This window comes from Pantoea brenneri (assembly GCF_038594305.1).
Taxonomy (GTDB): Bacteria; Pseudomonadota; Gammaproteobacteria; order Enterobacterales; family Enterobacteriaceae; genus Pantoea; species Pantoea brenneri.
On record NZ_JBCGBG010000001.1, the window covers coordinates 890,629 to 912,158 of the forward strand.

The following is a 21,530-nucleotide window of genomic DNA, read 5'->3' on the forward strand; positions in this document are numbered from 1 at the left end:
CGGTTAACTATGCTGAGATGAAATAGCAGCACTGCTATTTATCACCGGAGGTAATTATGTCTGAACGTCCTGATTACGATGAACCGCTGCCTGATGACGCTGAAATCTATCCGGAAGATGAAGAAGAGGATGAAGAGCCTGGACAGGATCCGTTAGAAAAGGATATTTAATCTTTCATGCCAGCCTCACCCTCGGTAGCTAACGGGATTTTTTAATCACCTGCTGTTATCACGCGACGCAACCAACGCGTCATCCCAACAAAACCGTCATTCAGGCGGTTTTGTTGTTTCTGAGCCGCGTCCGGCTTCCGCCGGGCGGTGTAACCTGACCGGTTTGCCCGGCAAAATGCGCGCGTTGGCGACACAATTTTCCCACCTGTTACCCGTCGCTTCGGAGATCGTCAGGCCAGGCCTGACAGCCTTTTTATGGTTAACTTTTTGATTATCCTCTATTTTGCTTTGTGAATTTAATACTGACATAATTACAGTGTTTTTGCCGTTCTTTGAGAGGGTATGTGGCAGACGATTTTGCAGTTGATGGCGCGCTGGCGCAGGCAATAGCCGGCTTCAAGCCGCGTGAAGCGCAGCGTGAAATGGCGCAGGCGGTTTCCGAAGCCGTAAAAGAGCAAGGTGAGCTGGTGGTAGAAGCCGGTACCGGCACCGGGAAAACCTATGCTTATCTGGCCCCCGCGCTGCGGGCCGGCAAGAAAGTGATCGTCTCGACCGGATCGAAAGCGCTGCAGGATCAGCTTTATGGCCGCGATCTGCCCACCATGATCGGCGCACTAAAATACAAAGGAAAGACCGCCTTACTGAAAGGGCGATCCAACTATCTTTGCCTGGAGCGGCTGGAGCAGCAGTCAATGGCGGGCGGCGATCTGGCCGTACAGGCGCTGACTGACCTGGTGACGCTGCGGAGCTGGTCTTCGCAGACGGTAGATGGCGATATCAGCAGCTGTGCCGGCGTCACTGAAGATAGCCCGGTCTGGCCGCTGGTCACCAGCACCAACGATAACTGCCTCGGCACCGACTGCCCGCGTTATAAAGAGTGCTTCGTAGTGAAAGCGCGTAAGCGGGCCATGGACGCGGATGTGGTGGTGGTGAACCATCACCTGTTTCTGGCTGACCTGGTGGTCAAAGAAGGTGGGTTCGGCGAACTGATCCCGGAAGCGGACGTGATGATCTTCGATGAGGCCCATCAGCTTCCCGATATCGCCAGTCAGTATTTCGGACAACAGCTCTCCAGCCGGCAACTGCTCGACCTCGCCAAAGATATTATCACTGCCTACCGCACCGAAGTGCGCGACGTGCAGCAACTGCAAAAGTCCGCCGATCGCCTGGCGCAGTGTGCTCAGGATTTTCGCCTGTCGCTAGGCGACCCGGGCTACCGCGGTAATCTGCGTGAACTGCTGAGCGATAACAACATCCTGCGGATGTTTACGCTGCTGGATGATGCGCTTGAACTCTGTTACGACGTCATCAAACTCTCCCTGGGCCGTTCAGCGTTGCTGGATGCGGCGTTTGAGCGCGCGGCGCTCTACCGTGGCCGACTGAAGCGGTTACGGGCGATCAATGAGCCGGGCTACAGCTACTGGTATGAATGCACTTCACGCCACTTTATTCTGGCGCTGACGCCGCTGTCGGTGGCGGAACGCTTCCGCGAAGTGATGGATAATCGCAAAGCGGCCTGGATTTTCACCTCTGCCACGCTGGCAGTGGATGAGAAGATGGAGCACTTTGCCGAGCGGCTGGGCGTGAACGCAGCAAAAAGTTTAATTCTGAACAGTCCGTTCGATTATGCCCAGCAGGCACTGTTATGTGTGCCGCGCAACCTGCCTGAACCGAACCGTCCCGGCGGCGCACGTCAGCTTGCCGCCATGATGAAGCCGCTGATTGACGCCAACAAAGGACGCTGTTTCTTCCTCTGTACCTCGCACCTGATGATGCGTGAGCTGGCGGCGGAATTCCGTGCCTCAATGACGTTACCGGTGCTGGTTCAGGGCGAAACCAGCAAAGGTCAGTTGCTGAAACAGTTTATCGATAAAGGCAATGCCTTACTGGTCGCTACCAGTAGTTTCTGGGAAGGGGTCGACGTGCGCGGCGATGCGCTTTCGCTGGTCATCATCGATAAGCTGCCGTTTACTTCACCGGAAGATCCTTTACTCAAGGCGCGGATGGAAGATTGCCGTATCCGCGGTGGCGATCCGTTTACCGATGTGCAGCTGCCGGATGCGGTGATCACTCTGAAGCAGGGCGTCGGGCGTCTGATCCGGGATACCGACGACCGGGGTGTGCTGGTGATTTGCGATCAGCGGCTGGTTTCGCGTCCTTATGGCGCGCTGTTTCTGAACAGCCTGCCGCCAACGCCGCGTACCCGCGATATCGCCCGCGCCATCGCCTTTATACGGCAGCAACCTGACGCCTGATTTTATGCTAAAATGCGCGCCGTTTTCATTCTCCTGAGGTGGTCATGTCAGCCCGAATTTTAGCGCTGGATACGGCGACAGAAGCCTGTTCAGCCGCCTTGCTGAATCAGCAACAGATTGATGCCCGATTTGAGATTGCCCCGCGCGATCATACTCAGCGCATTTTGCCGCTGATCGAAGAGTTACTGCTGGCGCAGCAGCTCGACCTGACCGATCTTGACGCGCTGGCCTTTGGTCGCGGTCCCGGCAGTTTTACCGGCGTGCGTATCGGAATTGGTATTGCCCAGGGCCTGGCACTCGGTGCGGCACTGCCGATGATCGGTATCTCGACGCTGGCCACGCTGGCAGAGGGCGCCTGGCGCTTGCAGCGCGCCACCCGCGTGTTAACCGCCATTGATGCGCGGATGGGCGAGGTCTACTGGGCCGAATACCAGCGCGACGAACGGGGCGTCTGGCAGGGTGAAGCCAGCGAAAGCGTGCTGTCACCCGCGGCCGCGCTGGCACGGATGCAGGCGCTGTCGGGCGAGTGGATGACTGCCGGCACCGGCTGGCAGGCTTATCCCGAACTGCAGCAGGGCCATTCCCTGACGCTGCACGCCAGTGACGTGAGTTTACCTGCCGCCGAAGATATGTTACCGCTGGCGGTCGTTGCTTTAGGCCAGGGTAATACCCTGCAACCGGAAAATGCCGAGCCAACCTATCTGCGTAATGAGGTGGCATGGAAAAAGTTGCCAGGCCGCTAGATCGCACGCAACTTATTGTTATGCGTCCAGTCTAAATCATTACGTAACGGGAGGACGCCTATGTCAATGTGCGCTAAAGGGCTAACAGGTCTGTTGCTGACCTGTACGCTGGTTTTAACAGGTTGTGTCTCAATTCCGGACAGCCTGCAGGGCAGTTCACCGCAGCCGCAACAGGATTTGTTGCGGGTCATGAACGATCCGGCCATCTATACCGGCCAGGAGTCACGTTTTGGCGGTAAGGTGGTGAATGTCACTAACCTTAACGGTAAAACCCGGCTGGAGATCGCCACGCAACCGCTGGATGAGAGTGCCCGTCCACGGCTGGGAGCGGCTTCGGTGGGTCGCATCTATGCCGATATCCACGGTTTCGTCGATCCGGTGGATGTGAGAGATCAGTTTGTAACGGTGCTGGGCAACATCAAAGGCACTGAGCCCGGTAAAATTGGCGAGGCGAACTACAAATTTGTGGTGATTGATGTGCGCGGCTATCAGCGCTGGCATCTGACCCGACAGGTGATGTCGCCGCCGCAGCCGATCGATCCGTGGATCTGGTATGGACCGACGCGTCATCGTCCCGGCTATTGGGGACCGAATCCCTACTGGGGAATGTACAGCAGCGGTCCGGCACAGGTCGAAACCATTCTGACTGAGTGATAGGGCAGTCACACTTTTCTGGCCCGGTAGCGCTGGTCGCCGCCGGGCTTTTTATTTGTCTGTTTTAACAGCACGAAATTTAGTGATGGACTTCGCAACCTCAACATGCCGAAACAGGCAAACTGGTACAATCAGTTAAAATATTGTTAACAAACCAGATTGGCTGAGGCAGCGATGGAAATACAACATGATTATCGGGGTGGATCCTTGAATAAGGTTTGGCTTAAACGCTACCCGGCTGATGTGCCAGCCGAAATAAGTGCAGATCGTTATACTTCGCTGGTGGATCTGTTTGAGCAGGCCGCCAAACGCTACGCCGATCAACCTGCATTCTGGAACATGGGTCAGAAGATGACCTATCGCCAACTGGAAGAGAAAAGCCGCGCGTTTGCGGCTTATCTGCAACAGCAGCTTGGTTTGAAAGCCGGCGATCGGGTCGCGCTGATGATGCCTAACCTGCTGCAGTATCCGGTGGCGCTGTTCGGCGTACTCCGCGCCGGCATGGTGGTTGTGAATGTGAATCCGCTCTATACGCCGCGCGAACTCAAGCACCAGCTGAATGACAGCGGTGCCAGCGCCATCGTTATTGTCTCCAACTTTGCCCATACGCTGGAAAAGGTAGTGGCGGAGACCGCTGTGCGCCACGTGATTCTGACCCGAATGGGCGATCAGCTGGCACCGGTCAAGGCGACGCTGGTTAATTTCGTGGTCAAATACGTCAAGCGACTGGTACCGAAATACCATTTGCCCGGCGCAATCTCGTTTCGTCAGGTAATGGAGCAGGGTGCCACGCTCACGTATCAGCGTCCGACGGTCAGCAATGACGATCTCGCTTTCCTGCAATATACCGGCGGCACTACCGGCATCGCCAAAGGCGCGATGCTGACTCATCGCAATATGCAGGCCAATCTGGAACAGACCAAAGCTACCTACGGTAAAGTTCTGCGCGACGGCAAAGAGTGTGTGGTCACGGCGCTGCCGCTCTATCACATCTTTGCCTTAACGGTGAATGGCCTGCTGTTCCTGGAGCTGGGCGGTCAGAATCTGTTGATTACCAATCCGCGCGACATCCCTGGCTTTGTTAAAGAGCTGTCGAAGTTTCCGTTTACCGCCATCACCGGCGTCAACACGCTGTTCAACGCGCTGCTGAATGATGAACAGTTCAATAAGCTCGACTTCAGTACGCTGCGGCTGTCAGCCGGGGGCGGGATGGCGGTGCAGAAAGCGGTGGCGGAACGCTGGGAAAAACTGACCGGTCACTATCTGCTGGAAGGCTACGGGCTGACGGAATGCTCGCCGCTGGTGTCGGTCAATCCTTACGATATCAGTTGCCACACCGGCAGCATTGGCTTACCGGTTCCCTCAACCGATGTGTTGATTCTGGATGATAACGGCAATGAGGTTTCACCAGGCGAACCGGGTGAACTGTGTATCAGCGGCCCACAGGTGATGCTCGGCTACTGGCAGCGCCCGGATGCCACGGAGGAAGTGCTGAAAAATGGCTGGCTCCATAGCGGCGATATTGTTACCGTTGATCAGGAAGGCTTTATTCGCATCGTCGATCGTAAGAAGGATATGATTCTGGTATCCGGCTTCAATGTTTATCCCAACGAGATCGAAGATGTGCTGATGCAACATCCGAAAGTACGTGAAGCGGCCGCGATCGGCGTGCCCAGCGATCTTTCCGGCGAGGCGGTGAAAGTCTGCGTGGTGAAAAAAGATGCCTCACTGACTAAAGAAGAGTTGCTAGACCACTGTCGCCGTCAGCTGACCGGATACAAAGTGCCGAAAATTATTGAGTTTCGTGATGAGCTGCCAAAAACCAACGTCGGCAAGATTCTGCGACGCGAATTGCGCGACGAAGTAAAAGCCAGCGCAAGCTAAGCCCTGGCAAGGATTCAGGTTAGACGCCGGCATGTCCGGCGTTTTTATTGTTTTTAACATGGAGCACCGCACGTTGTTGGCTGCGGTGAAAAACTAGACGTGAATTATTCTCTGATTGACCAGGATGAACAACTGGCTGAAGTCTGCCAGAAAGCGCGCCAGCATACGGCAGTGGCACTGGATACTGAATTCGTCCGCACCCGGACTTACTACCCGCAGCTCGGTTTGATCCAGCTGTTCGACGATCACCAGTTAGTGCTGATCGATCCCCTTGCGATCCGTGACTGGTCACCGTTTATCGCGTTGCTGACCGACACCGCAGTGACCAAATTCCTGCACGCCGGCGGCGAAGATCTGGAAGTCTTCCTGCACCGCTTTGGCGTCCTGCCACAGCCGATGATCGATACTCAGATTCTGGCGGCGTTCTCCGGCCAGCCGCTGTCGTGGGGCTTTGCCTCAATGGTGGCGCATTTTACCCAGGTCGAACTGGATAAGAGCGAGTCGCGTACCGACTGGTTAGCGCGTCCGCTGACCGAGCGTCAATGTCAGTATGCCGCGGCGGATGTGCACTATCTGCTGCCGATTGCCCATCAGCTGATGGTGCAGACCGAGGCGGCAGGCAACATGGCGGCTGCACTGAGTGAGTGTGACAATTTGTGCCAGCGTCGCCTCGACAGCTTAGCGCCTGAAGAAGCGTGGCGTGATATCACCAACGCCTGGCAACTGCGTCCGCGTCAGCTGGCAGCCCTGCAACGACTGGCCGCATGGCGTCTGAAGCTGGCGCGTGAAAAGGATATGGCGGTTAACTTTGTGGTGCGCGAAGAGCATCTGTGGAAAGTGGCGCGCTTCATGCCAGGTTCGCTGGGCGAACTGGACCATCTCGGCCTGTCCGGTCATGAGATCCGTTTCCACGGTAAAACGCTGGTGGCGCTGGTGGCAGAAGCCCAGGCGCTGGATGAGAGTGAACTGCCTGCGGCGCTCGGCAATCTGATCGACCATCCGCATTACAAGCAGGTGTTCAAGGCGATGAAAGCGCTGGTGCAGCAGGTGAGTGAGCAGAGCGGATTCAGTCAGGAATTACTGGCGTCACGGCGTCAGATCAACCAGGTTCTGAGCCAGCACTGGGGATTGAAGCCACAGGGACGTCAGCCGGAGTTACTGACTGGATGGCGCGGCGAATTGCTTAAACCCGGCATAGAGAAGATTCTGGCCGAGGTGTGACCGATAAAATTTCCCCTGCAACAGCGCAGGGGAAATTCAGGAAACGGTCAGCGTCATTTAGTCACTTCTTCCGTTTCCGGTAGCGTAACGTTCAGCTCCAGAATGGAGATATCGTCACCTTTCTGATCGAGCTGAACCGTGACCATTTCCGGATCGATTTTCACATATTTGCAAATCACTTCCAGAATGTCGCGCTTAAGTTGCGGAAGATAGTGGGGCTCACTGTCGCCCCTTCTGCGTTCTGCCACGATAATCTGCAGCCTTTCCTTGGCTATATTGGCAGTGTTCTTCTTCCGGGATAAAAAGAAATCAAGTAATGCCATGGTTTATCCCCCGAACAGGCGTTTCAGGAAACCCTTCTTCTCTTCTTCAATAAAGCGGAAGGGGCGAACTTCACCGAGCAACCGTTCAACGGTATCGGCATAGGCTTTGCCAGCATCTGATTCACCATCAAGGATCACCGGCTCGCCCTGGTTAGAGGCACGTAACACCGATTGATCTTCCGGGATCACGCCGACCAGAGGAATGCGTAAAATTTCCAGCACATCTTCCATGCTCAGCATATCGCCACGATTAACACGGCCCGGGTTGTATCGGGTCAGCAGCAGATGCTCCTTAACCGGCTCCTGGCTGTTTTCAGCGCGACGGGATTTTGACGAGATGATGCCGAGAATACGGTCTGAGTCACGTACCGATGAGACTTCCGGGTTAGTGGTGATGATCGCTTCATCAGCGAAGTAAAGCGCCATCAGTGCACCGGTTTCAATCCCTGCTGGCGAGTCGCAGACGATGAAATCGAACTCCATCGCCGCTAAATCGTTCAGTACTTTTTCGACGCCTTCACGGGTCAGTGCATCTTTGTCGCGGGTCTGTGACGCAGGCAGAATATAGAGCTGCTCGGTACGTTTATCGCGAATCAACGCCTGATTCAGCGACGCATCGCCCTGAATCACGTTGACGAAGTCGTAGACCACGCGTCGTTCACAACCCATGATCAAATCGAGGTTACGCAGGCCGATATCGAAATCGATAACGACCGTTTTTTTGCCTTTCTGCGCTAAACCGGTGGCGATGGCCGCGCTTGACGTGGTCTTACCAACGCCCCCTTTACCGGATGTAACTACAATAATGCGTGCCATAAATGTTGATTTCCTTAACAAAAGAAAAGGGGCCTAATTAAGTGTCTGGATGGTGAGCGCGCCATCCTGCAGGCAAAGGCGCGCCGCTTTACCAAAATACGCTTCGGGGATCTGATCCATGATCCAGTATTCGCCCGCTATCGAGACCAGCTCTGCTGCCAGATTGGTACAGAAAATCTGACAGTTGCGGTCTCCGCTGGCACCGGCGAGCGCGCGACCGCGCATCATGCCGTAAATATGAATGTTGCCGTCGGCAACCAGTTCGGCGCCGGCACTGACGCTGCTGGTGATGATTAAATCAGCGTCACGGGCATAAATTTGCTGACCCGAACGCACCGGGGTATTCACGATGCGGGTTTTTGCTGCCATCACCGGCTCAGCGGCGACCGGCTGAGGTTCCGGCACGGCGGCCGGGACGTCACTGCGCGTTTTCGCCTCTTTACCTTCCGCCAGAACCGGCAAGCCAGCGCGGGCGATCATGCGTTTCAGCGCGTCATCTTTGCAGCCGCTGACGCCGACAATCCGCAAACCGGTGGCGATAATCGCCTGCTGTAGCTGCTTCCAGTTAATATCGGCACTTAAAGCCGCAACGTTCAGCACCACCGGGGCGTTTTTCAGAAAATCCGGAGCCTGGTCAATCTTGTCCTGAAGTGCCTTACGAATCACCGCGGGATCGTGGTGATGCAGATGGACGACAGATAGGGTGAAACTGCTACCTTTGAATTCGATTGGCGTTTGCGACATCTGTCCCGACTCAGTCCTGTTTTCACTACCGCTGGCTAAGCGATGATAAAATCATCATTAAAGCGCCAACGGTGAATATTCGAAGTTCTGCAAGCATGTTATAGTTACAGCTATATTCAGACAAGCCTCAACGCTGGTTAATTCGAGTAAAAAATATGTTTTGTGTGATCTACAGAAGCCCGTTGCGCGACCAGACTTATCTCTATGTTGAAAAAAAAGACGATTTCTCTCGCGTTCCGCCAGAGTTGCTGAAAGGGTTTGGCAAGCCGCAACTGGCGATGGTGCTAAAGCTGGCGGGCCGTGACAGGCTGGCTAATGCGGATATCAATAAAGTAAAGCAGGGATTGAGTGAGCAGGGCTATTATTTACAACTCCCGCCGCCGATAGAAAGTCTGCTTACCGTTCATCTGCAGACAGATAAAAAAGTTTAATTCAGATTCATCTGTAAATATTAATCCTGTCGCTCTGATGCCGTCAGGATTAATATTTTTCTGGCCCCGCTAAAATTAACTGTACTGCTTATCTATCCAGTCATTTTTAAATCGCCTGCCTGATATTTAACGTCATTTGTACGTTTATTCATCACTTCAGCGTGCTGATTCACGCTTTTTGACAAATTCTCCACCCCGGACCGGTAAAAGCGTCTTATTATCAGGCGATGAGGTTGGCATTTCGATCAACACAGCCGCAAACATCGACCCGCCAGCCACGCTGGCATCACACCTAACCTACGCAGGGGATAAGCATGTATCAGCATCGTAACTGGCAAGGCGCTCTGTTGGATTTTCCGGTCAGCAAAGTGGTTTGCGTTGGCAGCAACTATGCGAAACACATTAAGGAAATGGGCAGCGCCAAACCCACCGAACCGGTCATTTTTATCAAGCCGGAAACTTCACTGTGTGATTTGCGTCAGCCGCTGTCGATTCCGGATGCGTTTGGCGAAGTTCATCACGAGGTTGAGCTGGCTGTCCTGATTGGCGCAACCCTTAAGCAGGCGACAGAAGCGCATGTGGCGCAGGCGATTGCCGGCTACGGCGTGGCGCTTGATTTAACGCTGCGTGACCTGCAGGCAGGGCTGAAGAAAGCGGGCCAGCCGTGGGAAAAATCGAAAGGTTTCGATAATTCCTGTCCGATTTCCGGTTTTATCCCGGCCGCTGAATTCAGTGATGACCCGCAGAATACCGAACTTAAGCTGCGGGTGAATGGTGAGGTGCGTCAGCACGGTTCCACCGCGGATATGATCCATAAAATCCTGCCGCTGATTGCCCACATGAGCCAGTATTTCACCCTGCGCGCCGGTGATGTGATCCTGACCGGAACCCCGGAAGGGGTCGGCCCGATGCGCTCTGGCGACACGCTGGAAGTGTCACTGGCCGGACACGGCATCAGCACGCGCGTACTGTAAAACTTGCATCGCCGCACCAGAGGCTTTATAAGGTGCGGTTTACGCTAAACCCGGACAATCATCATGACTGACACCCCTTTCTGGCAACACAAACGCCTGGCACAAATGAGCGATGAGGAATGGGAATCCTTGTGTGATGGTTGTGGGCAGTGTTGTCTGAATAAGCTGCAGGATGCCGACACCGATGAGATCTACTTCACCAACGTCGCCTGTAATCAGCTGAATATCAAAACCTGCCAGTGCCGCAATTATGAACGTCGCTTCGAACTTGAAGAGGATTGCATCAAGCTGACGCGCGAGAACCTCACCACCTTCGACTGGCTGCCGCGCACCTGCGCCTATCGCCTGTTGGGTGAGGGCAAGCCGCTGCCAGCCTGGCATCCGCTGCGTGCTGGCTCAAAAAAAGAGATGCACGCCCAGCGGATTTCAGTACGTTACATTGCGGTGCGGGAGAGTGAAGTGCGCGACTGGGAAGATCACATTATCGATCGACCTGACCGCAACGGCTAACTGCCGGGATCATCATTAAAAAAGGCTGCCAGTGGCAGCCTTTTTGCTATCTGCGACTAACCAGTTTGTTATCAGCGACTAAACAGATCGCGGCGTTTCGCTTTAAACGGCTGGGCAATCAGTACCAGCAGCGCGACCAGCAGGTAAGCAGCGAACACCACGATCATCCACTGCGGCATGCTGAAGGTCAGGAAGGTCCAGCTGCGCTCTGCACAATCGCCGCTGGCGAGAAACACCGACGGCAGCCATTTATCCAGCGGTAAGCCACTGGGGAAACGTGCCGCAAAGTCACAGGTGGTAAAAGGATTGGGATGCAGCTGAATCATGGTGTGTTCATAGGAGAGGCGCAAACCTTGCCAGGCGCTATATAACCACAACGCCAGCGCCACCAGCCGTAACGGCGTTTTTGGCGCAATGGCACCGATCAGACCCGCACCCATTACGCCGAATAAGGCATTGCGTTCATAGATACACATTACGCAGGGCTTGAGACCCATGACATGCTGGAACCATAACGCCGTAAGTTCCAGCGCCAGCGCTGTCAGGGCCAGTAATAACCAGGCTCCGCGACCACGAGAACATTGATTCAGATATCGTAACATATTGCATTCCCTGTAAACGTTAATGCCTCGCAGTGTAAACCAAAAGCGCCGCCAAACCAGCCTGGCGCAGGGAAAAATCATGTTCAAATATGACCTGAACCTGATCCAGACCGGCTAAAAGGTTTACAGGTGCGGCGGTAAAAGCCATCCCAGACTGAGCAGGCTGTCGGTATACGGCACCAGCAGAAAGTGGATTGCCAGATAGCCGATCAGCGACAGTACCACGGTAAACGGCAGTGCCATCCAAACCATCCGTCCGTATGAGAGACGAATCAGTGGTGCCAGGGCCGAGGTCAGCAGGAACAGGAACGCCGCCTGGCCATTCGGTGTGGCGACTGACGGCAGATTGGTACCGGTGTTGATCGCCACCGCCAGCAACTCAAACTGCCGGGCGTCAATCGCGCCACGATCAAAGGCATGACGCGCCTCATTGATATAAACCGATCCGACGAAGACGTTATCTGAAATGGACGAGAGCAGGCCGTTGAAGACGTAGAACCACTTAAGCTGGGCGTCGGGCTCCGTGCTGAGCACAAAGGTGACCAGCGGTGCAAACAGTTGCTGCTCAATGATCACCGCCACGATAGCAAAAAACACCGTCAGCAATGCGGTAAAGGGCAGCGCTTCGGTGAACGCCTGACCAATCGCATGCTCATCGGTGATGCCGCACAGCGCCGTCGCCATAATAATCACCGATAGCCCAATCAGACCGACCTCTGCCAGATGAAACGCCAGCGCGACAATTAACCAGATGCCAATCACCGCCTGAATCCACAGTTTCAGCTTCTCCTGGCGGGTACGCTGTGCAGCGTTCTGCTGTTCACTCTCTTCCAGCAGTTGACGCACGCTGGCGGGCAGGGTGGCACCATAGCCAAACCAGCGGAATTTTTCGACCAGCACGCTGGTGACGATGCCGAAGATCAGTACCGGGACCGTTACCGGCGCCATCCGCAGAAAGAACTGGACGAAGTCCCAGCTGGCGGCATGGGCAATAATCAGGTTTTGCGGTTCTCCCACCATGGTCATCACGCCACCCAGTGCGGTACCGACGCCCGCCTGCATCATCAGGCTGCGCAGAAAGGCCCGGAACTGTTCCAGCGTCTCACGCTGCGCCAGCGGATGATGCTGATATTGCGGATCCGAGGCGACACGGTGATAGATCTCATAAAAGCTGACGGCCACGCTGATCACCACGGCCAGTACCGTCAGTGCGTCAAGGAAGGCGGAAAGAAAGGCGGCGGCCAGACAGAACGTCACGCCGAGCAGCACTTTTGAGCGGATGGACAGCAGCAGGTGGGTAAAGACAAACAGCAGCAGCTGCTTCATAAAGAAGATGCCCGCCACCATAAAGATCAGCAGCAACAGCACTTCCAGATTATTTGCCAGCTCGGTTTTGACCTGATCAGCGCTGGCCATGCCGATAATTATCGCCTCAACCGCCAGCAGGCCGCCTGGCAACAGCGGATGGCATTTAAGCGCCATGCCGAGGGTAAAAATAAATTCCGCTACCAGCAACCAGCCGGCGGCAAACGGGCTGACAAACGCATAAATCAACGGATTCACGATCAGGAAAACCAGCATTAATGCTTTATACCAGTCGGGCGACTGGCCGAGAAAATTCCGTTTTAACGCCTGCCCATATGTCATATCCATCGGAATAAGTATCCTGTTGTTGTGTATGGATTTCTGCCGCAAAGAATAATCCTTAGCGGGGCCTGGCGCAAATTAGCACGGTTCCACCGTGAGTCAGCCCTGAAAATTGGCTCTGCGTCCGGTTTAAATAGTTGCGCAGGCTATATCCGCTATAGGGCGTCTGGTATGATGAGTGCCCATCACAATTAAGAAAGCAACGAGAACACACTGCTATGGTAATTAAGGCTCAGAGCCCAGCGGGATTTGCTGAAGAGTATATTATTGAAAGCATCTGGAACAGCCGCTTTCCGCCAGGGTCGATTCTTCCTGCTGAACGTGAGCTTTCTGAATTGATTGGGGTAACACGTACCACCCTGCGTGAAGTGCTACAGCGCCTGGCGCGTGATGGCTGGCTGACCATTCAGCACGGTAAACCGACCCGGGTCAATGACTTCTGGGAAACCTCCGGACTGAATATTCTGGAAACCCTGGCGCGTCTCGATCACGACAGCGTGCCGGTGTTGATCGATAACCTGCTGTCGGTTCGCACCAATATATCGTCAATTTTTATCAGTCGTGCCCTGCGTCATCATCCGGAAAAAGCGCGTGAAGTGCTGGAAACCGTCGCCAGTGCCGACGACCAGGCGGATGCCTATACCGAACTCGACTACCGGATATTCCGCGGTCTGGCGTTTGCCTCCGGCAACCCCATCTACGGCTTGATCCTGAATGGGCTGAAAGGGCTCTATACCCGGGTAGGACGTCACTACTTCTCCAACCCGGAAGCGCGTCAGGTGGCGCGTGATTTCTACCTCTCGCTGCTGGCGCTGTGCGATAAAGAACCGAGCCAGGATGAGATCGTGGATGCGGTGCGCAACTACGGCCGTCGCAGCGGTGAAATCTGGCACAGCATGCAAAAAAGCATGCCGGATGACCTCGGCAGTAAACGCTAAAAAAAACCGGACATCACGTCCGGTTTTTATTCTCAGGTTACAGTGGTGAACCGCGTGGGGGATTGCGATCCAGCAGCTCAACGCTGCCATCTTCATTCTGCTGCTCCAGAATCACATCAAATCCCCACAGACGATGGACATGCTTCAGCACTTCGCGCCGGCTTTTATCCAGCGGGGTGCGACTCTGCGGCACATAGCGCAACGTCAGCGATCGATCGCCACGTAAGTCCACGTTATAAACCTGAATGTTAGGCTCCAGATTGCTCAGGTTGTACTGGGCCGACAGCTGCTGGCGAATCGCCCGGTAGCCCGCTTCATCGTGGATAGCCGCAATCTCAAGGTAATTATTGCGGTCATCATCCAGCACGGTAAACAGCCGGAAGTCACGCATCACTTTCGGCGACAGGAACTGGCTGATGAAGCTCTCATCCTTGAATTCACGCATCGCGAAGTGCAGGGTTTCCAGCCAGTCCGAACCGGCGATATCCGGGAACCAGTAGCGATCCTCTTCGGTCGGTGACTGACAGATACGTTTGATGTCCTGGAACATCGCAAACCCTAAGGCGTAAGGGTTGATGCCGTTGTACCACTGGCTATTGTACGGCGGCTGAAACACCACGTTAGTGTGGCTGTGCAGGAACTCCATCATGAAGCGTTCCGACACTTTGCCTTCGTCATACAGATGGTTAAGGATGGTGTAGTGCCAGAAGGTGGCCCAGCCTTCGTTCATCACCTGCGTCTGCTTTTGCGGATAGAAATACTGGCTCACCTTACGCACGATGCGCAGGATTTCACGCTGCCACGGCTCCAGCAACGGCGCGTTCTTTTCCATAAAGTAGAGCAGGTTCTCCTGCGGTTCAGACGGATAACGCGCTGCTTCAACCTGCACCGTCTCTTTTTCACGCCGTGGCAGAGTACGCCACAGGGTATTTACCTGGCTTTGCAGATACTCTTCGCGGCTCTTCTGTCGCGCTTTCTCCTCCTGCAGCGAGATCTTCTGCGGCCGTTTATAACGGTCAACGCCGTAGTTCATCAGCGCGTGACAGGAGTCGAGCAGTCGTTCGACTTCCTCAACGCCGTAGCGCTCCTCGCAATCACTGATGTAATTTTTGGCAAATAGCAGGTAATCAACTATCGAACCAGCGTCGGTCCAGCTGCGGAACAGGTAGTTATTTTTGAAGAAAGAGTTATGACCGTAACAGGCGTGCGCCATCACCAGCGCCTGCATGGTCATGGTGTTCTCTTCCATCAGATAAGCGATGCAGGGATTGGAGTTGATTACAATCTCGTAGGCCAGACCCTGCTGACCATGCTTGTAGCGCTGTTCGGTTTCAATGAACTTCTTACCGAATGACCAGTGTGAATAATTGATCGGCATACCGACGCTGGAATAAGCGTCCATCATCTGCTCAGAGGTGATCACTTCGATTTGGTGCGGATAGGTATCGAGCCGGTAGAGTTTCGCCACGCGGTCGATCTCGGCTAAGTAGACATCGAGGAGTTCAAATGTCCAGTCTGGTCCGTCATTGAGTCGTTTGCTGTCCTTGATGGGATCGTCAAAGATTGTCGTCATAGCGCACCTCTTTTTTTGCAAACTGGCTGACCCGAAAGGCAACCCGTTCCGGTTATTTAAGGCTTCATCCTGAGAAAGGGAACCCGAAAAAAACTGAGCGAACACAACAATGATAGCCCACTGTCGCTTATCCGAAATGCGAACTCAAATGAATTCTTTGGCAGAAAATCATTCAGAGTGGATTGATGTGGAATTTAATAGCCTTTAACTCGACCATAAATTTAAAATCTGGAATATAATCCTGTTTATAAGCGGTTTGTATGGGGTTGAATGATTCTCCTGCCAAAAGCAGATTTAACTGGCTTCGTTGTCATTTATTTCTGAATTGGCCCGATAAGGCGGATAAATCTCTGTATTTTGCGCGGCGATATGATTTTAGTTACCTGTTAAGTAAAAAAGATGTGAAATAGTTGCTGAAATTTCGGGGTGATATCTGCTGAGTGAATCCGCTGAATGTCGCCTGATGAACAGTGAATTATGCTTTTACATGCCGGGTGGGGGACATATGCACGTTGTGATTCTGGGAAGTGGTGTGGTAGGTGTAGCCAGCGCGTGGTATCTGGCGCGGGCCGGACATCAGGTGACGGTGATTGATCGTCAGCCTGCCGCGGCGCTGGAGACCAGCGCGGGCAATGCCGGGCAGATTTCGCCAGGCTATGCGGCGCCCTGGGCGGCGCCGGGCGTGCCGCTGAAAGCGGTTAAATGGATGTTTCAGCGGCATGCACCGCTGGCGGTGCGGCTGGATGGCAGCAGCTTCCAGCTGGAATGGATGTGGCAGATGTTACGTAACTGCGATATCAACCACTATCAGCAGAATAAAAGCCGGATGGTGCGGATTGCGGAATACAGCCGCGATTGCCTGAAAGCGCTGCGCGCCGAAACCGGTATCGCCTATGAAGGTCGGCAGGGCGGCACCCTGCAACTGTTCCGCACCCAACAGCAGTACGACAGCGCCAGCAAAGATATCGCGGTGCTACGCGAAGCGGGCGTGCCCTACGAATTGCTGGAAGCGCATCAGCTGGCGCGGGTTGAACCGGCGCTGGCGGCCACCCAGCATAAACTGACCGGCGGTTTACGCCTGCCGAATGATGAAACTGGCGACTGCCAGCTGTTTACCCAGCGGCTGGCAAAGATGGCAGAACAGGCCGGCGTGGTGTTCCGCTTCAATACCCCCATCGATCACCTGCTGCGCGACGGTAACCGCATCTACGGCGTGAAGTGCGGCGAGGAGATCATCAAAGCGGATCAGTATGTGGTAGCGCTGGGTTCCTACTCCACCGCGCTGCTGCGCAACGTGGTCGACATCCCGGTCTATCCGCTGAAAGGCTATTCGCTCACCATCCCGATTAAAAATCCGGATGCCGCCCCGGTCTCCACCATTCTCGACGAAACCTACAAAGTCGCGGTAACCCGCTTTGACGATCGTATCCGGGTTGGCGGCATGGCGGAAATCGTTGGTTTTAACACCAGACTGACCGAAGCACGGCGGGAAACGCTGGAGATGGTGGTCAGTGATCTCTATCCTGAAGGCGGTCATCTGGCGCAGGCCAGCTTCTGGACCGGATTGCGTCCCATGACGCCTGACGGTACGCCAATTGTCGGTGCGACCCCGGTGGCTAACCTCTGGCTCAACACCGGTCACGGGACACTGGGCTGGACGATGGCCTGCGGTTCAGGTCAGCTGCTGGCCGATCTGATTTCCGGCAAAAAACCGTCGATCGCCGCGGATGACTTATCGGTGTTTCGCTATTTACCCGGTTTCGTGGCGAGTGCTTCGCCACTGCGTAACGCCAACGCTACTCGTTAAGCTCTCAGGGAGAGGAAGGATGTCACGTCCGATTGTCGCTACCATCAATCAGCAGGCATTGCGGCATAACCTGGCGGTGGTTCGCCAGGCCGCGCCTGCGTCCCGCGTCTGGTCGGTGGTTAAGGCTAACGCTTACGGTCATGGTCTTGCCCGCGTCTGGGAAAGTCTGGCCACCACCGACGGTTTTGCCCTGCTTAATCTGGAAGAGGCGATTCTGCTGCGCGAGCAGGGCTGGAAAAAACCGATCCTGCTGCTGGAGGGATTTTTTCAGCCAGAGGATCTGCAGCTGATCGATCGCTATCGCCTGACCACCAGCGTGCACAGTAACTGGCAGATTAAAGCGCTGGCTAACGCGACGCTGTCGGCACCGGTTGATATCTATCTTAAGGTCAACAGCGGGATGAACCGGCTCGGTTTCCGGCCCGAACAGGTGAATGCAGCGTGGCAGAAACTGCGCGCACTTAACAACGTCGCTGAAATGACGCTGATGGCCCACTTCGCGGATGCGGAGAATCCCGACGGCATTATCGTTCCGCTGCAGCGGATTGAACAAGCGGCCGAGGGGCTTAACTGCCCGCGATCGCTGTCCAACTCTGCCTGTACCCTGTGGCACCCTGAAGCGCATTATGACTGGGTGCGGCCCGGCATTATTTTGTATGGCGCGTCACCGAGCGGCGACTGGCAGGATATTGCCAGCAGCGGTCTGGAACCGGTGATGACGCTGAGCAGTGAGATTATCGGCATTCAGCAGCTGCAGGCGGGTGATGGCGTCGGCTATGGCTACCGTTATCATGCCACCCAGGCGCAGCGGATTGGCGTAGTGGCCTGTGGCTATGCGGATGGCTATCCGCGCCATGCGCCTACCGGAACGCCGGTCAGCGTTGATGGGATCATGACTCAGGTAGTGGGTGCGGTATCAATGGACATGATCACCGTCGATCTGACTCCCTGTCCGCAGGCCGGAATCGGCTCGCGGGTGGAATTGTGGGGCGAACAGGTGAAAATCGATCAGGTGGCAAAAGCGGCCGGAACGGTAGGGTACGAACTGATGTGCGCACTGGCTCCCCGCGTTCCGGTTCAGCTAAGTTAAATTCAGGTCAGCGCGGTCACCCGGCCGCGCATCTTCCTGCTGCAGCGCCAGGCGATCAACGCCAGTATGGCACCCAGCAACATCATCAGGCTCAGTGACAGCTTCTCAGCCACCGGCAGCGCCACGATAACCAGGCTGCCTGCCGCACCGCCCGCCATCTGAATAAATCCCTGTAAGGCGGATGCCACCCCAGCCTGTTGCTGATACGGCTCCAGTGCATAGCTGGTGGCCGGACCGACGGTAAACGCCAGTCCCGCGACTGATACCGCCACCGGGAACATATACAGCGCCCAGTGAGTCTGCATTGACGCCGGGAACAGCATCATTCCTGCCAGCAAAAGCAGCGCGCCCAGCAGCATAGTGACAAACCCCATCGCCAGACAGAAAGGCCGTCCCGCTTTGCGGATGGTTTTATTGACGAACACACTGACGAACATAATCCAGAAGCCGTTAGCGCCAAAGGCAAAGGAGAACTGAATCGGCGATAAGCCACCCTCGGTCATCAAAACCTGCGGAGCCAGCGAGACATAGGTCAGCACCATGCCCAGAGCGCCCGCATTGGCAAAGGCAAAGGCGAGGAAGCGTGGCTGACGCAGAATGGCGGCATACTGCGCAATCGGCAGGCCTTTGACCCGCAGAGTATCGGCCGGACGCGTTTCCGGCAGCCAGATAATCACCAGCAGCATGATCAGCGCGCCGTAGCCGCACAGGAACCAGAAGGGCGCGCGCCAGTCAAAGGCGCTGGCCAGCAGGCCACCCAGCAGCGGTGCCAGGGCCGGCACGATGTTTAACGCGCCATTCAGAAAGCCGTAGGCGCGTGCCGCATCATCACCGCTCAGACGGTCACGTACGCCGCTGAAGGCGACCACCGCACTACAACAGACGCCACAGCCCTGCACCAGACGGGCAATCAGGAACAGCGGAAACGAGGTGGCCGTGGCGGCGATGACGCTGCCTGCGATGTAAAGCGCCAGCCCCAGCAGGGCGATCGGCTTGCGACCGTAGTTATCCACCAGCGGACCGGTCACCAGTTGTCCCAGTCCCATCACCAGCAGAAACAGGGGAATGGTGGTCTGCACCAGATTGACCGGGGTATTCAGCCCTTCCGCAATCTGCGGCAGTGTGGGCAAATAGAGATCGATGCCTAAAGGTGCCAGCAGCACCAGGCTCAATAACAGTAGAGTAAATTTTTGCATAACGACCAGAGGGTAAACGTTCTGTTAAAAAACGAGCCGCAGAGGGTAATGATTCAGGGCGAAAAAAGATAGAGGGGAACGTGCGGAAGTTGCGATGCCTGCTGTAAACAGGCATCGCATAACAGGTTTAGTAAGCACCGTCACGGCGCAGTACCACCCCGGCGGTTTTGAACAGAATGGCGATATCGGTCCACAGCGCCCAGTTTTTGACATACCAGGAGTCAAAGTAGACGCGGGTATCATAATCAATGTCATTACGTCCGCTGACCTGCCACAAGCCGGTCATTCCGGGCTTCGCCATCAGATAGTAATCGACATCGCCAGCATAACGTTCCAGCTCCGCTTCAATCACCGGACGCGGCCCGACCAGACTCATCTCGCCACGGATCACGTTCCACAGCTGCGGCAGCTCATCCAGACTGGTTTTACGCAGGAAGCCACCGATCTTTGTAATGCGCGGATCGTTCTTCAGTTTAAAGTCCTTATCCCACTCAATGCGCGCCGCTTCGCTGGTGGCCAGCAGATTCTCCAGCACTTCCTTCGAGTTGGTGACCATTGAACGGAACTTAAGGCATTTAAACTTCTTACCATCCTGGCCGACGCGCTCATGGCCGTAAATCGCGTTGCCGCCGTCGCGTTTCACCATGTAGCAGAGCAGGGCGAAAATCGGACCGAGAAACAGCAGCAGCATCGAAGCGACAATCAGGTCAAAGGCGCGCTTCAGGAACCGCGACGAGTATTTGGCCAGGTTGTTGCTGACCCGCAGGATCATCACTTCATGGCTGAAGATAAACGACATGTCGGTACCGTAGAGCGGCACACCGCGCAGGGTCGGGATCACTGAGACAGAGCGACAGTTCATCTTCGACAGGAACTTCAGCCAGCGGTCGCGCATCGGTTGCTGCTCATATTCCATCGCCACAATAAACTGCACGTTGTCGCGGTCGATAGTTTGCCAGTTGATATCTTTCCAGGTGATCACCGGCACGCCATTAACCGTTTGCTGCGCCGGTACGTCATCTACCGAGATAAATGCCTGCACGTTATAGCCGAGGATCTCCTCGCTCTGCAGCGCGGCGTAGGCTTCGGTGGCGTTACGGCCGGAACCAATAATAATGGTCTCTTTCTGCCACTGACCGGCTTTATTAATGGCGCGCTTAACCAACGCGCGCATTAACGGCAGCAGCAGCAGTGCGTACGTCCAGCTGAACACCCACACCATGCGGGAAAAATCCCACTTAGAGAAAGCAATCAGGGCGAGATCGAGCAGGGAGAAAACGAAAAGCGTCTTAACGATTTCTTTCAGCTCGAACCAAAAGGGTTTGCGATAGGTGTAGTGACGCAGGCGTACCCAGAACCAGCCGGTACACATGACGGACATAATAAACTGCGCGACAAAACGGTATTCAATTTGTTGCGGGGGAATAAAAGTATCCAGCTCTCCCCAAATACCCTGAATAGTGGCGGCCGATAAAAACAACGCCAGATTAAGTGCAATCAAATCAGAAAAACTCAGGGCGAACTTTACGATGATATTTTTACGCGTTCCGCTCCACGAGCGGCTCGGGTTATTCATTATCAATGTACTTGCCATAAAACCTGCTCTCTTTCTTAAGTAAAAGATGGCCTGACCAGAATCAAGTACGCGTTCAGGAGTGGGCTACTGATAAAATTAAAAAATAATTTTCAGTCTGTTGCAGTCAGTACAGCCAAACGAAGCTGCGAAAAGAGTGACTGACAAAGCGTGATGTCACTCACGAAATATTGCAGCGTTGAGAAAGAGTATGCAGGAGTTATTTGACAGAGTTAATACGGAAAAAATCTGAAAACATCAAAATTGATTAAAGTTTTAAAAGGGTAACTGATTGTTCTGGCAGGATAAAATAAGAGAAGGGGCGGTTATAACCAAACTGTTTAAGACTATTTTTAGGAATTACCGCCAGATTGTCCGA

19 protein-coding genes are annotated in these 21,530 nt (G+C 54.8%); 11 read left to right on the forward strand and 8 right to left on the reverse strand.

The window, feature by feature from the left end:
• The first annotated feature begins 514 nt into the window (after nucleotides 1–514).
• The 5 genes from yoaA to rnd all read left to right on the forward strand — a co-directional run bounded on the left by yoaA (nucleotide 515) and on the right by rnd (nucleotide 6,927).
• Nucleotides 515–2,425, forward strand: a complete 1,911-nt coding sequence (yoaA, locus tag AABB92_RS04055; protein ID WP_031374625.1) for a DNA repair helicase YoaA — start codon at nucleotides 515–517, stop codon at nucleotides 2,423–2,425.
• A gap of 44 nt (nucleotides 2,426–2,469) precedes the next feature.
• The gene (gene tsaB / locus AABB92_RS04060) at nucleotides 2,470–3,168 is read left to right on the forward strand and encodes a tRNA (adenosine(37)-N6)-threonylcarbamoyltransferase complex dimerization subunit type 1 TsaB (RefSeq protein ID WP_046288280.1); all 699 of its coding nucleotides are present in this window, start codon (nucleotides 2,470–2,472) and stop codon (nucleotides 3,166–3,168) included.
• Between the two features lie 60 nt (nucleotides 3,169–3,228).
• Nucleotides 3,229–3,822 (forward strand): Slp/YeaY family lipoprotein, encoded by a 594-nt coding sequence (locus tag AABB92_RS04065; protein ID WP_031374624.1) that lies wholly within the window; start codon nucleotides 3,229–3,231, stop codon nucleotides 3,820–3,822.
• A 207-nt stretch (nucleotides 3,823–4,029) separates the two neighbouring features.
• On the forward strand, nucleotides 4,030–5,706 hold the full coding sequence (gene fadD, locus AABB92_RS04070) for a long-chain-fatty-acid--CoA ligase FadD (RefSeq protein WP_122983616.1): 1,677 nt from the start codon (nucleotides 4,030–4,032) through the stop codon (nucleotides 5,704–5,706).
• Between the two features lie 99 nt (nucleotides 5,707–5,805).
• Nucleotides 5,806–6,927 (forward strand): ribonuclease D, encoded by a 1,122-nt coding sequence (gene rnd / locus AABB92_RS04075; protein ID WP_031374623.1) that lies wholly within the window; start codon nucleotides 5,806–5,808, stop codon nucleotides 6,925–6,927.
• Between the two features lie 53 nt (nucleotides 6,928–6,980).
• Here the strand turns inward: rnd and minE are convergent, their stop codons facing one another.
• From minE to minC, 3 genes are read right to left on the reverse strand one after another with little or no spacing between them, the layout of a single operon-like run.
• Nucleotides 6,981–7,250, reverse strand: a complete 270-nt coding sequence (minE, locus tag AABB92_RS04080; protein WP_031374622.1) for a cell division topological specificity factor MinE — start codon at nucleotides 7,248–7,250, stop codon at nucleotides 6,981–6,983.
• Between the two features lie 3 nt (nucleotides 7,251–7,253).
• Nucleotides 7,254–8,066, reverse strand: coding sequence for a septum site-determining protein MinD (gene minD / locus AABB92_RS04085; protein ID WP_031374621.1), 813 nt, complete (start codon nucleotides 8,064–8,066; stop codon nucleotides 7,254–7,256).
• Nucleotides 8,067–8,099: 33 nt separating this feature from the next.
• Entirely contained in the window at nucleotides 8,100–8,810 is a 711-nt protein-coding gene (minC, locus tag AABB92_RS04090; RefSeq protein WP_031374620.1) for a septum site-determining protein MinC, read from the reverse strand.
• Nucleotides 8,811–8,965: 155 nt separating this feature from the next.
• Between minC and AABB92_RS04095 the strand changes: the two genes are divergently transcribed.
• The 3 genes from AABB92_RS04095 to AABB92_RS04105 all read left to right on the forward strand — a co-directional run bounded on the left by AABB92_RS04095 (nucleotide 8,966) and on the right by AABB92_RS04105 (nucleotide 10,725).
• Complete coding sequence (locus AABB92_RS04095) at nucleotides 8,966–9,241, forward strand: YcgL domain-containing protein (protein ID WP_031374619.1); 276 nt, start codon at nucleotides 8,966–8,968, stop codon at nucleotides 9,239–9,241.
• Nucleotides 9,242–9,555: 314 nt separating this feature from the next.
• Nucleotides 9,556–10,215: a fumarylacetoacetate hydrolase family protein gene (locus tag AABB92_RS04100; protein ID WP_031374618.1), complete on the forward strand. Its 660-nt coding sequence runs from the start codon at nucleotides 9,556–9,558 to the stop codon at nucleotides 10,213–10,215.
• A 63-nt stretch (nucleotides 10,216–10,278) separates the two neighbouring features.
• Nucleotides 10,279–10,725, forward strand: a complete 447-nt coding sequence (locus AABB92_RS04105; RefSeq protein WP_031374617.1) for a YcgN family cysteine cluster protein — start codon at nucleotides 10,279–10,281, stop codon at nucleotides 10,723–10,725.
• A gap of 71 nt (nucleotides 10,726–10,796) precedes the next feature.
• Here AABB92_RS04105 and dsbB read toward each other — a convergent pair whose 3' ends face one another.
• Complete coding sequence (dsbB, locus tag AABB92_RS04110; RefSeq protein ID WP_031374616.1) at nucleotides 10,797–11,327, reverse strand: disulfide bond formation protein DsbB; 531 nt, start codon at nucleotides 11,325–11,327, stop codon at nucleotides 10,797–10,799.
• 123 nt (nucleotides 11,328–11,450) lie between these two features.
• Complete coding sequence (gene nhaB, locus AABB92_RS04115; protein ID WP_031374615.1) at nucleotides 11,451–12,980, reverse strand: sodium/proton antiporter NhaB; 1,530 nt, start codon at nucleotides 12,978–12,980, stop codon at nucleotides 11,451–11,453.
• A gap of 212 nt (nucleotides 12,981–13,192) precedes the next feature.
• Here nhaB and fadR point away from each other — a divergent pair, with 212 nt between their 5' ends.
• A complete protein-coding gene (gene fadR, locus AABB92_RS04120; RefSeq protein ID WP_031374614.1) occupies nucleotides 13,193–13,912 on the forward strand; it encodes a fatty acid metabolism transcriptional regulator FadR in 720 nt (239 codons plus the stop codon).
• Between the two features lie 37 nt (nucleotides 13,913–13,949).
• Here fadR and AABB92_RS04125 read toward each other — a convergent pair whose 3' ends face one another.
• The gene (locus tag AABB92_RS04125) at nucleotides 13,950–15,485 is read right to left on the reverse strand and encodes a SpoVR family protein (protein ID WP_031374613.1); all 1,536 of its coding nucleotides are present in this window, start codon (nucleotides 15,483–15,485) and stop codon (nucleotides 13,950–13,952) included.
• A 487-nt stretch (nucleotides 15,486–15,972) separates the two neighbouring features.
• On the opposite strand from AABB92_RS04125, the gene AABB92_RS04130 reads away from it, so the two are divergent.
• On the forward strand, nucleotides 15,973–17,292 hold the full coding sequence (locus tag AABB92_RS04130) for a D-amino acid dehydrogenase (RefSeq protein ID WP_338137927.1): 1,320 nt from the start codon (nucleotides 15,973–15,975) through the stop codon (nucleotides 17,290–17,292).
• 19 nt (nucleotides 17,293–17,311) lie between these two features.
• On the forward strand, nucleotides 17,312–18,382 hold the full coding sequence (gene dadX, locus AABB92_RS04135; protein ID WP_031374611.1) for a catabolic alanine racemase DadX: 1,071 nt from the start codon (nucleotides 17,312–17,314) through the stop codon (nucleotides 18,380–18,382).
• Between the two features lie 2 nt (nucleotides 18,383–18,384).
• Here the strand turns inward: dadX and AABB92_RS04140 are convergent, their stop codons facing one another.
• Both AABB92_RS04140 and wbaP read right to left on the reverse strand, forming a co-directional pair.
• Nucleotides 18,385–19,578: a multidrug effflux MFS transporter gene (locus tag AABB92_RS04140; RefSeq protein WP_031374610.1), complete on the reverse strand. Its 1,194-nt coding sequence runs from the start codon at nucleotides 19,576–19,578 to the stop codon at nucleotides 18,385–18,387.
• 127 nt (nucleotides 19,579–19,705) lie between these two features.
• Nucleotides 19,706–21,172 (reverse strand): undecaprenyl-phosphate galactose phosphotransferase WbaP, encoded by a 1,467-nt coding sequence (gene wbaP, locus AABB92_RS04145; protein WP_031374609.1) that lies wholly within the window; start codon nucleotides 21,170–21,172, stop codon nucleotides 19,706–19,708.
• Nucleotides 21,173–21,530 lie beyond the last annotated feature (358 nt).

Coding starts and splice junctions, on each gene's coding strand:
- tsaB (WP_046288280.1), top strand. CDS start 2,470: ATGTCAGCCCGAATTTTAGCGCTGGATACGGCGACAGAAGCCTGTTCA.
- AABB92_RS04065 (WP_031374624.1), top strand. CDS start 3,229: ATGTCAATGTGCGCTAAAGGGCTAACAGGTCTGTTGCTGACCTGTACG.
- minE (WP_031374622.1), bottom strand. CDS start 7,250: ATGGCATTACTTGATTTCTTTTTATCCCGGAAGAAGAACACTGCCAAT.
- minD (WP_031374621.1), bottom strand. CDS start 8,066: ATGGCACGCATTATTGTAGTTACATCCGGTAAAGGGGGCGTTGGTAAG.
- minC (WP_031374620.1), bottom strand. CDS start 8,810: ATGTCGCAAACGCCAATCGAATTCAAAGGTAGCAGTTTCACCCTATCT.
- AABB92_RS04095 (WP_031374619.1), top strand. CDS start 8,966: ATGTTTTGTGTGATCTACAGAAGCCCGTTGCGCGACCAGACTTATCTC.
- AABB92_RS04100 (WP_031374618.1), top strand. CDS start 9,556: ATGTATCAGCATCGTAACTGGCAAGGCGCTCTGTTGGATTTTCCGGTC.
- AABB92_RS04105 (WP_031374617.1), top strand. CDS start 10,279: ATGACTGACACCCCTTTCTGGCAACACAAACGCCTGGCACAAATGAGC.
- dsbB (WP_031374616.1), bottom strand. CDS start 11,327: ATGTTACGATATCTGAATCAATGTTCTCGTGGTCGCGGAGCCTGGTTA.
- nhaB (WP_031374615.1), bottom strand. CDS start 12,980: ATGGATATGACATATGGGCAGGCGTTAAAACGGAATTTTCTCGGCCAG.
- fadR (WP_031374614.1), top strand. CDS start 13,193: ATGGTAATTAAGGCTCAGAGCCCAGCGGGATTTGCTGAAGAGTATATT.
- AABB92_RS04125 (WP_031374613.1), bottom strand. CDS start 15,485: ATGACGACAATCTTTGACGATCCCATCAAGGACAGCAAACGACTCAAT.
- AABB92_RS04130 (WP_338137927.1), top strand. CDS start 15,973: ATGCCGGGTGGGGGACATATGCACGTTGTGATTCTGGGAAGTGGTGTG.
- dadX (WP_031374611.1), top strand. CDS start 17,312: ATGTCACGTCCGATTGTCGCTACCATCAATCAGCAGGCATTGCGGCAT.
- AABB92_RS04140 (WP_031374610.1), bottom strand. CDS start 19,578: ATGCAAAAATTTACTCTACTGTTATTGAGCCTGGTGCTGCTGGCACCT.
- wbaP (WP_031374609.1), bottom strand. CDS start 21,172: ATGGCAAGTACATTGATAATGAATAACCCGAGCCGCTCGTGGAGCGGA.